Genomic DNA, 13,922 nt, shown 5'->3' on the forward strand with positions numbered 1-13,922 from the left:
GGAAGACGCATATGGCTGATAACGACAATAAATCTGTTGCAACCGCAACCGAACCAACCCAGCCCACCAACTTCATCCGCACCATCGTCGAAGAGGACCTGAAGAGCGGCAAGCACAAGAGCATCGTCACCCGCTTCCCGCCGGAGCCGAACGGCTACCTGCACATCGGCCACGCCAAGTCGATCTGCCTCAACTTCGGCCTGGCCCGGGATTTCGGCGGCCGCTGCCACCTGCGCTTCGACGACACCAATCCGGCCAAGGAGGATGTGGAATACGCGGAATCCATCAAGGAGAGCGTCCGCTGGCTCGGCTTCGACTGGGGTGAGCACCTCTACTACGCCTCCGACTACTTCGAGCAACTCTACCAGTGGGCCGAGCAGCTGATCCGACAGGGCGACGCCTACGTGGAAGACCTCTCCGCCGATGAGATCCGCGCCTACCGCGGCACCCTGACCGAGCCGGGGAAGGAAAGCCCCTACCGGAACCGAACCATAGAGGAGAACCTCGACCTGTTCAGGCGGATGCGGGCAGGCGAGTTCGCCGACGGGGCCAAGGTGCTGCGGGCAAAGATCGACATGGCCGCGCCGAACCTCAACCTGCGCGACCCGGTCATGTACCGTATTCTCCATGCCGACCACCCCCATACCGGCGACAAATGGTGCATCTACCCCATGTACGATTACGCCCACGGCCAAAGCGACTCCATTGAGGGAATCACCCACTCCATCTGCACCCTGGAGTTCGCGGACCATCGCCCCCTCTACGAATGGTTCCTCGACCGTCTCGGCATCTACCACCCGCGTCAATACGAGTTCGCCCGTCTGAACCTGACTTACACGGTGATGAGCAAACGGAAGCTTCTCCAGTTGGTTCAGGATGGCGATATGTCCGGCTGGGACGACCCGCGCATGCCGACCCTCGTCGGTTTGAGGCAGCGCGGATATACACCGGAGTCGATCAGGAGCTTCTGCGAACAGATCGGGGTCGGCAAGAGCGACAGCTGGATCGACATGAGCATTCTTGAGGATAGCGTACGCAACGACCTGAACGTGCAGGCGCCACGGGCCATGGCAGTACTGCGGCCGCTCAAGGTGGTGATCGACAACTATCCCGAAGAGCTGGTGGAAGAATTCGACGCCGCCAACCACCCCAACGATCCCACCATGGGATCGCGCAAGGTGCCGTTTTCCAAGGTCGTCTATATTGAGCAGGACGATTTCCTCGAAGAGCCGCCGAAAGGTTTTTTCCGCCTGACACCGGGCCGCGAGGTGCGGCTCCGTTACGCCTATATCGTCAAGTGTGAAAGCGTCGTCAAGGACGCGCATGGTAAGGTGGTTGAGGTGCACTGCAGCTACGAGCCCGCCTCAAAAGGTGGTTCGGCGCCGGATGGCCGCAAGATCAAAGGGACCATCCACTGGGTTTCGGCAGCCCACGCTGTCAATGCAGAGATACGGCTCTACGACCGGCTCTTCACCGTAGCGAACCCGGACAAGGGGGGGCAGGACTTCAAGTCCTTCCTCAACGCCGATTCCCTTGAGGTGCTGACCGATGCCTGCCTGGAGCGGAGTCTGGCGGAGGCAACGGCGGAAAGCCGTTATCAGTTCGAACGGCAGGGATATTTCTGTATCGACGCCAAGGCCTCTGCCGCAGGGAAGCCGGTCTTCATCCGGACGGTTACCCTGCGCGATTCATGGGCCAGAAATGATAAGGCGGAATAGCTGCAGAAGCTGCCGGAAGAACTATCAGTGATAAAGGGGGACATGTCGCTGCACATCCTGGTGATCAATGAAAACGAGGCGCTCTGCGACTTCCTCTCCCACCTGCTGTCTGAGGATGGACACGAGGTTTCCTGCGTCCGGGGATACAGGGAGGCCTTGCAGGCAGCCCGCAGCGAAAGACCTGAGCTTATCATCCTTGAAGTGTCGACAACGGCGATCGGCGCCGTAGAGACCGCCGATCGCCTCCATCGTGCCGAAGAAAGCCGCCACGTACCGGTCATCGTCATTTCGGATTATCCGGAACTTGAATTCGAGCTGCTCAATCTCTTCGACTTCATCCTCACCCCGGTGGACACGGCAAGGCTCCGGGAAGATATCGAGACCATCGCCCAGGGGGGTAAAAAGCGGTCACTCCCCAGCCAGAGCGAACCTCTTTCCGAGCAGGACTACCTGCTTTACTACGAATATCTCCTCGGACACAGCGGCCTGCACTTCGAGCGGCGCAACCTGAAGATCCTGGAGCGGGGCCTTATCAAGCGAATGTCGGCGCTGAAAATCGACTCTTACCGGGAATATTACGACTACCTGATCCTCCACCAGGAAAGACGGCAGGAGCTGAAAAAACTCCTCCCCTTCCTGACTATAGGTGAGACATATTTTTTCCGTTACCATGCTCACTTCGCCGCCCTGCGCAAGCTGCTCCTTGACGAACTGGCGACAAAGAAACCGGGGGAGAAAATCAAGCTCCGCCTCTGGTCGGCGGGGTGCTCGACCGGCGAAGAGCCATACTCGATGGCGATGACCATCATGGAAACCGTCCCCGGCTGGCAGGATATGGATATAAAGATACTCGCCACCGACATCGACAACCGGGCGTTGAAAAGGGCGCGGGATGGCATTTATGGTCCGTGGGCCATGCGGGTCATAGAAAAGCGTTACCTGGATCGTTACTTCGACAAAATCGGCAAAGGGTACCGGTTAAAAGACGAAGTGAAGAGCCTGGTCGATTTTTCCCATCTGAACCTGCAAACCGCTGAATTTCCGTCTTCTGCCGGAGAATTCAGCGAGCTCGATGCAGTCTTCTGCCGCAATGTCATCATTTATTTCACCCTCGCCACCACCAGGGAGATCATTGAAAAATTCAGCGCTTGCCTGAAACCGGCGGGTTACCTGTTTTTGGGGCATTCCGAGACCCTGTCCCATATCTCGTCGCGGTTTGAAAGACAGACCCAAGACGGCGGTTTTTATTACCTGAAAAAAGTTTTCCCGCCGGTTGCAGTATCGAACGAACAGCCGCGTAGCAAGCCGTCTAAAACGACCGCCACCGTGATAAAACCGGCAAGGCCGAAACCGCCCCTGCCGGTAAAAACCGTTCCGCCCCGGTCCAACGCGCCGGCGCAAAGCGAAATCGACCTCTCCCAACTATTCCGCAAAGCCCGGCAAATGTTTGAGGAGGAACATTTCACGGAAGCAATGCAACTGCTGAAAGAGGTAATCCGTCATCAGCCCGACCATGCCGGCGCATTGATTACCCAGGGATTCATCCTTGCCAACGATGGTCATTTTCAGGAGGCGCTGGCTGCCTGCGGCAAAGCGCTGGGCATAGACGATCTGCTGGCGGAGGCTTACTTCCTCAAGGGACTTGTCCTGGACATGTCCGACAACTTGACCGAGGCGGCGGAAGAATACCGGAAGGCCATTCTTCTGGAAATGAACTTTGTCATGCCCCATTACCAGCTGTCATGGCTCTATGCACGCATGGGAAAGGATAAGGAACGGCAGCGCGAGTTGAACAACACCCTCAACATTCTGGCAAAACTGGGGAAAAACAGCACCATTCCCTACTCCGGCGGACTGTCGCGCGAAGCGTTTATCGAACAGTTGAAAAGAGAACTGGAAATGGCGGGCTAAAAATGCGCGGAAAAGAGGCTCTGAGAAATGACGGTTGAAAAGAACGCTGGATATGATATCGGCTCCATCCTGGACGAGATGAGGGAGGAGTACTGGCAAGGCTTGACAGAAGTTGAGGAGGCCCGGGAAGAGCAGCAGGAATATATCACCTTTACCCTCGGGGGGGAAACCTTTGCCTTTGAAACAGTCCATGCCTCAGAGGTTATCCGGGTGCCGAAACTGGTGAAAATCCCCAGGGTACAGGAGCTTATCGCCGGGGTCTTCAACCTTCGCGGCGAGATAACCGCAGCCGTGGATATCAGGCCGCTCCTCGGTCTTCCCCAGCCCCCCATCTCCACGTCGGGCAGGATCATCGTCGTCAAGTCCGACAAATTTGCCACCGGCATCCTTACCGAAAAGGTGCAAGGGGTGATGCCTCTTCCGCTGAACGGTCTTGAGCCGGTGGTTACATCCCTCGACGGAACCCAGCGCGAATATATCCGCGGCCAGTTAAACTTGAACGGCAGCCTGATCATGATGCTCGACATCGTCAGACTGTTGAATGCACCGGAAATTGTCGTTGAGCATAATCCGTGAAGCGTGTATTTATAAGGTGTAATCCTCTCATTTTACAGGCAAGGAGTTGCTATGTTTAACAAACTGTCAGTCAAGATTGCAGCGATTCTCATTCTGGTAATGATCGTCATCATGTCGTTTTTTACGGTTTATTTCGTCAAATCGAGAAGCGCATCCATGGAGGATGAACTGCTGTCAAAGGGTAGGATCGAGGCCCTGGCCGGCGCCAAGATGATGGAGAGGATCCTTGAGGACGCCATTGCCAGCGGCAGGTTCAGCGAGGCGGATATATTCGATGAACACTACATCCCGATCCCGAACACCGACCCGCCGAAATATCACACCAAGTACGATAAATACCTGGACCAGTCTGTTCAGGAGCTTGAGGATGAGTACCTGAAAGACGATCAGGTGGTTTTTGCCGTGCTCGTTGACAGGAACGGCTACCTGCCGACCCATAACCTGAAATATTCCCAGCCGCTGACCGGCGACCAGGCTAAAGACCGGACGGGCAACAGGACAAAACGGATGTTCAATGACGAGGTCGGCCTGAAGGCGGCCAAAAACCTCGAAGAACTCCTCCAGCAGGTCTATTTCCGGGATACCGGCGAAAGGATGTGGGATATCTCCGCGCCGGTTTTTGTCAACGGCAAGCACTGGGGAGCATTCCGCATCGGTTTTTCCATGGAGAAAACCGACCGGAAGATTGCCGCCCTCAGAACCCAGATTATCGGCTCCATGCTTCTTATGCTGCTGGTCTCCAGCATGACCATCTTTTTCGTGGTCCGTTATTCCATCAGGCCGCTGCTGAAACTGACCGAGGCGGCGCGCCGCATCGCCGACGGCAATCTGAACGAGGAGATCCCCGTTGAAACCAGCGATGAAATCGGCACACTGGCCGAGGCGTTCAACAAGATGACCACCGTCATTGTCAAAAATCTCAAAGGGGAGATTGACAAAAGCTCCAGGCTGATCGCCTCCATAAGGGAAGCCATAATCCGGTTGTCCAGCTCCGCCAACGAAATGATGGCCATCAGCGCCCAGCAATCTTCCGGCGCCACCCAGCAGGCAACCGCCGTGCAGGAAGTGACGACAACCTCGGAAGAGATCGCCATTACCGCCAAGCAGATAACGGACAATGCCAAATCGGTCGAGTCCATGGCAGAGGAAACCACCCAGAGCTGCACCGCGGGCACAAGCGATGTGACCAACGCTATTGAAGGAATGACCATACTGAAAACCCAGGTCCAGAGCATTGCCGAGAGCATGCTGCAACTTGGGGACAACAGCCAGAAAATCGGCGGGATTGTTGAAATCATCGATGAAATCAGCGATCAGACCAACCTGCTTGCCCTCAACGCGGCCATTGAGGCTGCAGGCGCCGGAGAAGCGGGCAAACGCTTCGCCATCGTCGCACAGGAAGTAAAACGGCTGGCAGAACGGACCGTTGATGCCACCAAGCAGATCAAGGGGCTTATCGAAGAAATCCAGAAGGCGACCAACAGCACCATCATGGTTACCGAAGAGGGGACCAAGGGGGTGGATGCCGCATCAGCGTTGGTGGACAAGGTCCAGCTCTCGTTCAGCAACATCATCAACATGGTGGAAGAGACCGCCCGGGCCGCCAAGGAGATAACCCTCTCCACCCAGCAGCAGACCTCAGCCTGCGAGCAAATGGCGGAAACCATGACCGAGGTGCGGGACGTGGCCCAGCAGGTGGCTACGAGCGCTACTGAAACCGAACGTGCCATATCGGATATCATGGAACAGACGGAAAAACTGCGGGATCTGAGCGACAAAGAGGCCTAGATGCCGAACCTGAACAAATACCTCAAGATATTCTTCAAGGAAGCGCAGGAGCACCTGGAAGCTCTCCAGAAGGGGCTTCTCACCCTGGAAAAGGAGCCGGCCGACCGGGTGCTCCTTCGCGACCTCATGCGCAATGCCCACACCCTGAAAGGATCGGCGAAACTGGTGGGGCTGGAGGAGATAGGCGCCATCGCCCACCGAATGGAAGACCTGTTCGAGGAGATCGAAAGGGGGGGCAGGGAGGTGAACAGCCAGGTCATCGACCTCTTGCTTAAGGGATCTGACGCCATTTCCCGGCTGGTCACCGCCCGGATCAACAACGATGAGCCGCCGTTCGACGTGGAGAAATTCATCATCGCCTTTACACAAGGTGATATCACCCCCGAAGTGCTGGAAAGGAAAGTACTGCCCCAGGCTAACGAAGGAGAGGAAACGGTCCGGACCAATGTTAAAACCCTCGACAACCTCATCAACCGCCTCGGCGAGCTGATCATAAACAAAAAGCGCTTCGAAGATAAAATTGTCCGGCTGAAGGGTCTGTGCGGCAAAACCGTCGACCAGGAATTCGCTCCTGCGCTCCAGGGATTTCAACGGGAGCTGGAGGAAGATGTCCTGTACCTCGATTACCTGGTTCAGGAGCTGCATGGCGAGGCAATGGCTCTTCGCATGCTTCCGTTGCGTACCATTACCGACGGGTTTGAGCGCATGGTACGCGATCTGTCGCATGAACAGGGAAAGATAATCGAATTTAAGGTCACCGGTGCGCAGATCGAGATGGATCGGGTGCTCCTTGATGCTGTCAAGCCCATGATCCTGCACATTCTCAGGAACTCCGTGGATCATGGCATTGAATCCCTCGAAGAGCGCCTTGTGGAGGGAAAACCGCCAAAGGGCACCATAGAAATATCTGCCAGGCTTGATGGAGGCGGGGTACGTCTGGATATTCGCGATGACGGTCGGGGGATCGACCCGCAGCTGGTCAGAGAGGCAGCACTGCGCAAAAGGCTAATCAGCCGGGAAGACGCCGTTTCAATGGATGACAATGCCGCGCGCTACCTGATCCTCGAAGAGGGCTTCTCTACCAGGGATTTTATCACCGACACATCCGGCCGCGGCATCGGCATGGGTGTGGTGAAAAAAAACATGGAACGGATGAAAGGGCATCTTTCCATCGTCAGCGAAGTCGGCCGCTTTACCGAGTTCACGCTGCAACTGCCGCTGACCCTCTCGATCATGGAAACCCTGCTGATCCTCTGCGCTGGAGAATGTTACGCCGTTCCCCTCTCTTACGTTCAGGAAACGATTAAAATCCGCAGTGAAGACATAACCACCGTCGGCGGCAAAGAGGTGATATCCCTGCGCGGCGCCACCATACCGCTGGTGTCGTTGCCGGCCCTCCTTGGACTCACAGAAAACAAGACCCTGCTGAAATCGGAGAGAATCACGGCGATTATCGTATCCTTACGCGGACAATGCCTTGCCTGCACCATCGATGCAAGCCTGGAAAGTTCGGAGGTAGTGGTAAAAAGCCTCGGTAACCAGCTGAAAAATGTCACCTTCGTCTTCGGCGCCACCATTCTCGGCAACGGCGATCCTGCCCTTATTCTCAACGTGCCGGACATCTTCGCCAGGGCCGAAGGGGGCGCTTCGACCGGTTTCCGCGCGATGATCGAGGAGCGCCGGGCAACCAGGGCAAAGGGACACATCCTGGTGGTGGACGATTCCATCACCACCCGTACCATGGAACGGAGCATTCTGGTCACCCACGGCTACGAGGTGGAAATCGCCATTTCCGGCGAGGACGCACTGGAAAAGGTGGCCGGCACAAGGTTCGACCTGGTAATTTCCGATGTGATGATGCCCGGCATCAGCGGTTTCGAATTGACCAGGAGACTGCGGACAATGGAAGATTATCGGGATGTGCCGGTCATCATCGTTTCATCCCTGGCCCGCGACGAAGACAAGCGCCAGGCTATGGAGTCCGGCGCCCAGGCTTACATTGTGAAGGGAACCTTTGACCAGGGAACCCTGCTTGAAACGGTAAAAGCCTTCCTCAGCTGATACTTGCCTGCAATGGAATAATTTAAGGTGGTCTGTTAATGATAAAGGTTTTACTCACAGACGATTCGCTTTTGGCCAGGGAGATCCTCAAGGACATTTTTCGCGCCACGAGCGACATTTTGGTTGTCGGCGAAGCGGTAAACGGCACTGAGGCTGTCCTGATGACCGAACGGCTGAATCCCGACCTGATCATCATGGATCTGATGATGCCGGTTATGGACGGACTGACCGCCATCGAGGAGATAATGGCGCGATTCCCGACGCCGATCCTGGTCCTTTCAGCCACCCTGGACGACAGTGAGATCAACAACGCCTTTGCCGCCATCAAAAGGGGCGCCCTCGACGTCATGGCCAAACCGGGGGGAGAGGAAATCAACGGGACGTCGGGAGGCTTCAGCGCAACGCTCATCGACAAAGTCAGGATGCTTGCCCGGATAAAGGTCATACGCCGCAGACCGAGTATCAGGCCCAAATTTATTCCAAACAACACATTACCCTTACCGGCGGGCGACAGGCAGGTTCTTGCCATCGGCGCATCCACGGGGGGACCTCAGGCGGTGATGAGCATCGTCAAGTCGCTTCCGGCTGATTTTAAAGCAACGACCTTTATCGTCCAGCATATTGCAAGCGGCTTTGCCGACGGATTCGCCCAGTGGCTCAACCGGGAATGCAGCATATCCGTGCGCCTCGCCGCAGATGGCGATGAGTTCAAACAGGGTGAGGTTCTTGTAGCCCCCGGCAACCATCACATGATCGTCAGCGATGGGGTAATCAGGCTCACACAGGACAAGCCTGTCAACTGCTGCCGCCCCTCCATCGATGTCCTCTTCAAATCACTGGCCATGGAACAGGGGGCGCGGGTGGTAGGCGTCCTCCTCTCCGGCATGGGAAAGGACGGAGCGCAGGGTTTCATCCATATCAAAGAACGGGGAGGATTGACAATCGCCCAGGATGAACGGAGCTGCGCCGTGTTCGGCATGCCCAAGGCGGCCATAGCCATGAACGCCGTGGACCTGATAGTGCCGCTCGCCGGTATTCCTGACACGCTCTCGAAAATATTCCACACAACAGGAGATAAATGACCCATGTCAAAACAGAGAATTCTGATCGTCGACGATAGCGAACTGGTCCTGGCAATGGCGCGCGACGCCCTTGAAGAGGCTGGTTATGAAGTGATATGTGCTCAGAATGGTTTGGAGGCCAATAGTTACATTTTTTCGATGAACAAACCGGATCTCATCATCCTGGATGTCATGCTGCCGATGCTCGATGGGAACAAGAAGGCAAAACTTCTCCGGGAGAAGGAATCCAGCTGCAAGATCCCCATTCTGCTCTTGTCATCCAAAAGCGAAGATGATTTGCGCCGCCTCACGGCTGAGTCGGGTGCCGACGGCTACATCGGCAAGCCTTTTACCAGCGAGGGGATAGTCGCCAGTGTCAAAAAGTTTCTGACCAAACCATCCTGAACGCCGGAGTGCCGGAAACTTCTTCACAACGATGGTGCGTTATGCTAGATTTACCCTGCTTTTAATCACAATATTTCGAGGATTTTCATGGCCTTGCGTGTATACAATACCCTTACGGGAACCAAAGAAGATTTCGTACCGATCGAACCGGGAAAAGTCAAAATGTACGTGTGCGGCGTGACGGTTTACGACCATTGCCACATCGGCCATGCCCGTGCCAACGTGGTCTTTGACGTAATTTACCGCTACCTCCGGTCACTGGGCCTGGAGGTGAACTATGTGCGCAACTACACCGACATCGACGACAAGATCATCAACCGGGCCAACCGGGAAGGGGTGGCATACGATGCGATCTCGGAACGCTTCATCAAGGAGTTTGACCGGGACATGGCGCAACTCGGCCTCCTGCTCCCCACCAGTCAGCCGAAGGCAACCGAGCACATCCCGGAGATCATTACACTGGTGCAAACCCTTATCGATAAAGGGTTTGCCTATCAAATGGGAGGAGATGTCAACTTCTGCGTGGAGAAGTTCGACCCGTACCTCAAACTCTCCAAGCGAAATCTGGAGGATATGCAGGCCGGCGCCAGAATCGAAGTGGACGAGCGGAAACGCCACCCCATGGATTTCGTCCTCTGGAAGGAAGCGAAGCCGGGCGAGCCTTTCTGGGAATCGCCCTGGGGCAAAGGTCGTCCAGGATGGCACATAGAATGCTCAGCCATGAGCATGAAGTACCTGGGGGAGACCTTCGACATCCATGGCGGCGGCAAGGACCTGGTATTCCCCCACCACGAAAACGAAATCGCCCAGTCTGAAGCCGCCTCCGGCAAGCCGTTCGTCAAATACTGGCTGCACAATGGCTTTGTCAACATCAACTCGGAAAAGATGAGCAAGTCTCTTGGCAACTTTTTTACCATCAAAGAGGTGCTGGATAAGTACGACAGCGAGGTCCTCCGCTTCTTTCTCCTCTCCGCCCACTATCGGTCACCGCTCGATTTTTCCGACCAGAACCTGACAGAAGCGGAAACCGGCATGGAGAGGATTTACAAGGCGCTGGTTGCCATCGACGAAACCTTGGCATCAAACCCGGCCACCGGCGGGGAGGAAATCGACGCGAGCTCTCTCGGCGAGGCCGAGCGCGAACTCTTCGACAAATCCGGCTCACTGCCGCTGCGCTTCCGGGAAGCAATGGATGACGACTTCAATACTGCTTTGGCAATGGGGCACATCTTTGATCTGGTGCGTTGCGTAAACCGCGTTCTGAGCGAAGCCAAGGAGCGCAGCAACACCTTGTCGGCGCTCTGCGCCCAGGTTAAGGCCAATATCGGAAAGATCGCCGACGTCCTCGGCATTTTCACTTCCGAACCGGCATCCTTGCTGACAAGATTAAAGGATCGAAAAGCGAGCGAGCTTGATATTTCTGTTGAAGAAATCGAACGGCTCATTACGGAGCGCGCAGCAGCAAGGAAGGCTAAAGACTTCAAGCGAAGCGACGAGATACGGGATTTTCTCCTCGGCAAGAATATTGTGCTCCTCGATTCCGCACAAGGGACAAGCTGGAGCGTAAAGTAAAAATGACACAAAAAAGGCCGCAATAGCGGCCATTTTTGTGGGTATGCAACCTGTTTCTTCAGGCCGCTCTTTGGGTCATCTCAAGTGCAGCAAGCCTTGTCTTAACCAGTTCCATCGCCTCTCTCATGATATCGGAAACACTCCTGTTGGTGGTATTGACGATCTGCTCCAACGTTTCCCTCTCCTCGTCACTGATTCTCATGGAGATTACATTGTACCTCGGATTTTCTCTCATTCTGCCCATGGCGTCCTCCTATATTTTTGTTTTTGTTTTAACCGGATATCTCACTAATTGCGATATGCATGCCAACAGACGATAGCAACGCCACAAATATGTAACAAGCTGATATTATGGAGTTTTGCGCAGATTACAACAGCCTAATCATCGGATAGCGTATACGTTTTGTGCCGCGTTTGGCACACAGCAACCAAGGATGCGCTATTTTGTCCTAGCAGCAGCATAAAACCCGCGCGGCCATCATCGATTCCTCACCGCGGCACACCATAACCTTCCCGCCTTGATCGCGCAAAAACGCCACTTTGCCTCATGAATTCGCCCCACGCCCCTTTAAACCATGCTTATCCAGAAGACGGTAAAATGTCCTGCGGGGGATATTGGCAAGTTGTGCCGCTTTTGACACATTGCCACCGGCATCGGCCAGGTAACGCTGGATAAGCTTCTTTTCCACCCGCATGACGTGGGGCTCTCGCTCGTGCTTGAAGGACCTGAGATCAGGAACGTCATCCGCCTCTTCGGCATAATTCTCGGCAAAGACCAGCGGCAGATTGCCCAACTTGATGATCTCGTCGTGGGTAAGAACAGCAGCTCGCTCGATGACGTTCTGCATCTCCCTGATATTTCCGGGCCATGAATACTGCATCATCGCCTTAACCGCCCGGTCCTCCAGGCCGACAATGCTCTTGTTCAGCTTATTACGCGCCTTTTCGAGGAAATGGTGCGCCAGGAGCGGTATGGATTCGACCCTGCTGCGCAGCGGCGGCATGGTGATGGCAAATACGTTGAGACGATAATAGAGGTCTTCCCTGAACCAGCCGTCCCTCACCCCTTCTTCCAGCTTTTTGTTGGTTGCGGCGATAAGGCGCACATCGACTTTTTTCGCCGCCGTCCCCCCCACCGGCCGCACGTCACCCGAGTCGAGGACGCGCAGCAGTTCAGCCTGCAACTTGGGGGTTATGTCGCCGATTTCGTCAAGAAAGATGGTGCCGCCGTCAGCAGCCTCGAAAAGACCCTTTTTATCGGCAATCGCGCCGGTAAAGGCCCCTTTTTTGTGGCCGAAGAGTTCACTTTCCAACAGCGAGTCGGTAATGGTAGTGCAGTTCACCGTAACCAGCGGTTTATCGTTTCTCTTGCTGTAACGGTGAATGGCACGTGCAGTCAGTTCCTTGCCGGTTCCCGATTCACCTCGGATCAGAACGGTGGTCGGCGTCGGTCCAACCTGCTTGATCAGGTCAAGAACTTCGTGGGTTTTCATATCTTCTCCGACGATGAACTCATCGCCGTATTCCCGGTCCAGTTCACGCCTTGCCAGCTCATACTTTTCGATCAGCCGCCCGCGATCCTCTTCAAGCTGCTGCAGGTTGTAGGGAAGACACATTTCCAGGTCGGCAAGCCCCTGAAAAACGGCAACCGCATACTCCCGGCAGGTACGATAACCACAAGCGCGGCAGTTCAGTTCGTCCTTCTGGGTAAACTTGTTCGTGGCATGCAGTACTTTTTTGACATCACTCCCCTTTGGCACTTTAAACTTTGCATATTTATTGGCAAATGAACGCGTCAAAGGAAGCGGTTCCCGTTGCTCCAGATAATGGGGCGCCGTACGATAAGGGGCCTCGTTTTTAAAATGAGAGATAATCAGGTTTCGTTTGTAGAACTCGGTCAGTTCGGAATTCTTGCCCGGCCCGCCGATGCACCCTTCGTAACAGAAACGGACGTCGACAATACGGGGGTTGATCCGCCCGGAGGCAAGGTCCCTGATGATCCCCATGACGTTGACCTCCCCCGCCGCGGTCACGATCTCGGTATCGAGAGGGTCTGTGGCAATGGAAAATGCCTTGAACGTACCTTCGGAAATGGGGAAGAGTCTTCCAAGGTGGGGCTGCAAGCCGTCAAACGGTTCTTCTTTCAACGAGGCGGGATTGATCGCCCGGTTTTTAAAAATCTCCTCCAGTTCCCGATAGGTAAGGACCGTGTCGATGGCCCCCGTCGTCTCTTCGGCCTGGATTTCAAACTTGGCTGCAATGCATGAACTCAGATAGACCACCTTCACATCCGGACCGAGTACATTTTTCAGGAAACGGCCCATGGCCACCATCGGTGAAATGACCCCGACCAGATTTTTGATAAGACTCGGGTAGTGGCGCTCTATCAGATCGACAATAGCCGGGCAATGGGAAGAAATGAGCGAACCGGCGCTCTTTTCTATTGCCTCCGCATACCCCCCGGCAATCAGTTCGACCCCGGCGGCGCCTTCATGGACCTCGGCAAAACCGAGCTTTTTCAGGCCAGCCACGAGCTGCCCGGAAGAGACGGAATGGAAAAACGCAGGAAAAGAACAGCCAAGAACGGCAATGACCGTCTGGTCGGAGGCCAGGAGTTTCTCCGTAACCCCCACCTTGTCGGTGACGACTTTGGCGTGCTGGGGGCAGTTACTGAGGCAGTTGCCGCAGCCGATACAGCGTTCAAAAATGATCTCGGAATAGTTTTTTTCAACCTTGATGGCCTTGACCGGGCAACTCCGGACGCAGGAATAACATTTGCGGCATTTTTCGGTCAGGGTGATAATCGGTTCCATAACAGTCCTCGTAATGG

10 protein-coding genes are annotated in these 13,922 nt (G+C 55.2%); 8 read left to right on the forward strand and 2 right to left on the reverse strand.

Translation table 11 applies throughout. The features are described 5' to 3' along the window. Positions 1-11: 11 nt before the first annotated feature. The 8 genes from GURA_RS21190 (at position 12) to cysS (ending at position 11,092) form a co-directional block, all read left to right on the forward strand. Positions 12-1,718 (forward strand): glutamine--tRNA ligase/YqeY domain fusion protein, encoded by a 1,707-nt coding sequence (locus GURA_RS21190; RefSeq protein WP_011940941.1) that lies wholly within the window; start codon positions 12-14, stop codon positions 1,716-1,718. Between the two features lie 42 nt (positions 1,719-1,760). Beyond that, positions 1,761-3,629: a CheR family methyltransferase gene (locus GURA_RS21195; protein WP_011940942.1), complete on the forward strand. Its 1,869-nt coding sequence runs from the start codon at positions 1,761-1,763 to the stop codon at positions 3,627-3,629. A gap of 27 nt (positions 3,630-3,656) precedes the next feature. Beyond that, complete coding sequence (locus GURA_RS21200) at positions 3,657-4,205, forward strand: chemotaxis protein CheW (RefSeq protein ID WP_011940943.1); 549 nt, start codon at positions 3,657-3,659, stop codon at positions 4,203-4,205. Positions 4,206-4,256: 51 nt separating this feature from the next. Further along, entirely contained in the window at positions 4,257-5,993 is a 1,737-nt protein-coding gene (locus GURA_RS21205; protein ID WP_011940944.1) for a methyl-accepting chemotaxis protein, read from the forward strand. Continuing rightward, the gene (locus GURA_RS21210) at positions 5,994-8,054 is read left to right on the forward strand and encodes a hybrid sensor histidine kinase/response regulator (protein ID WP_011940945.1); all 2,061 of its coding nucleotides are present in this window, start codon (positions 5,994-5,996) and stop codon (positions 8,052-8,054) included. Between the two features lie 38 nt (positions 8,055-8,092). After that, positions 8,093-9,136: a chemotaxis-specific protein-glutamate methyltransferase CheB gene (cheB, locus tag GURA_RS21215; protein WP_011940946.1), complete on the forward strand. Its 1,044-nt coding sequence runs from the start codon at positions 8,093-8,095 to the stop codon at positions 9,134-9,136. A gap of 3 nt (positions 9,137-9,139) precedes the next feature. Further along, on the forward strand, positions 9,140-9,520 hold the full coding sequence (locus GURA_RS21220; protein WP_011940947.1) for a response regulator: 381 nt from the start codon (positions 9,140-9,142) through the stop codon (positions 9,518-9,520). An 87-nt stretch (positions 9,521-9,607) separates the two neighbouring features. Further along, positions 9,608-11,092 (forward strand): cysteine--tRNA ligase, encoded by a 1,485-nt coding sequence (cysS, locus tag GURA_RS21225; protein WP_011940948.1) that lies wholly within the window; start codon positions 9,608-9,610, stop codon positions 11,090-11,092. Between the two features lie 58 nt (positions 11,093-11,150). Here cysS and GURA_RS21230 read toward each other — a convergent pair whose 3' ends face one another. Continuing rightward, the gene (locus tag GURA_RS21230) at positions 11,151-11,336 is read right to left on the reverse strand and encodes a ribbon-helix-helix protein, CopG family (protein WP_011940949.1); all 186 of its coding nucleotides are present in this window, start codon (positions 11,334-11,336) and stop codon (positions 11,151-11,153) included. A gap of 301 nt (positions 11,337-11,637) precedes the next feature. Next, the gene (locus GURA_RS21235) at positions 11,638-13,905 is read right to left on the reverse strand and encodes a sigma-54-dependent Fis family transcriptional regulator (RefSeq protein ID WP_011940950.1); all 2,268 of its coding nucleotides are present in this window, start codon (positions 13,903-13,905) and stop codon (positions 11,638-11,640) included. Positions 13,906-13,922: the final 17 nt, after the last annotated feature.

The organism is Geotalea uraniireducens Rf4, assembly GCF_000016745.1.
Taxonomy (GTDB): Bacteria; Desulfobacterota; Desulfuromonadia; order Geobacterales; family Geobacteraceae; genus Geotalea; species Geotalea uraniireducens.

Coding starts and splice junctions, on each gene's coding strand:
- GURA_RS21190 (WP_011940941.1), top strand. CDS start 12: ATGGCTGATAACGACAATAAATCTGTTGCAACCGCAACCGAACCAACC.
- GURA_RS21195 (WP_011940942.1), top strand. CDS start 1,761: ATGTCGCTGCACATCCTGGTGATCAATGAAAACGAGGCGCTCTGCGAC.
- GURA_RS21200 (WP_011940943.1), top strand. CDS start 3,657: ATGACGGTTGAAAAGAACGCTGGATATGATATCGGCTCCATCCTGGAC.
- GURA_RS21205 (WP_011940944.1), top strand. CDS start 4,257: ATGTTTAACAAACTGTCAGTCAAGATTGCAGCGATTCTCATTCTGGTA.
- GURA_RS21210 (WP_011940945.1), top strand. CDS start 5,994: ATGCCGAACCTGAACAAATACCTCAAGATATTCTTCAAGGAAGCGCAG.
- cheB (WP_011940946.1), top strand. CDS start 8,093: ATGATAAAGGTTTTACTCACAGACGATTCGCTTTTGGCCAGGGAGATC.
- GURA_RS21220 (WP_011940947.1), top strand. CDS start 9,140: ATGTCAAAACAGAGAATTCTGATCGTCGACGATAGCGAACTGGTCCTG.
- cysS (WP_011940948.1), top strand. CDS start 9,608: ATGGCCTTGCGTGTATACAATACCCTTACGGGAACCAAAGAAGATTTC.
- GURA_RS21230 (WP_011940949.1), bottom strand. CDS start 11,336: ATGGGCAGAATGAGAGAAAATCCGAGGTACAATGTAATCTCCATGAGA.
- GURA_RS21235 (WP_011940950.1), bottom strand. CDS start 13,905: ATGGAACCGATTATCACCCTGACCGAAAAATGCCGCAAATGTTATTCC.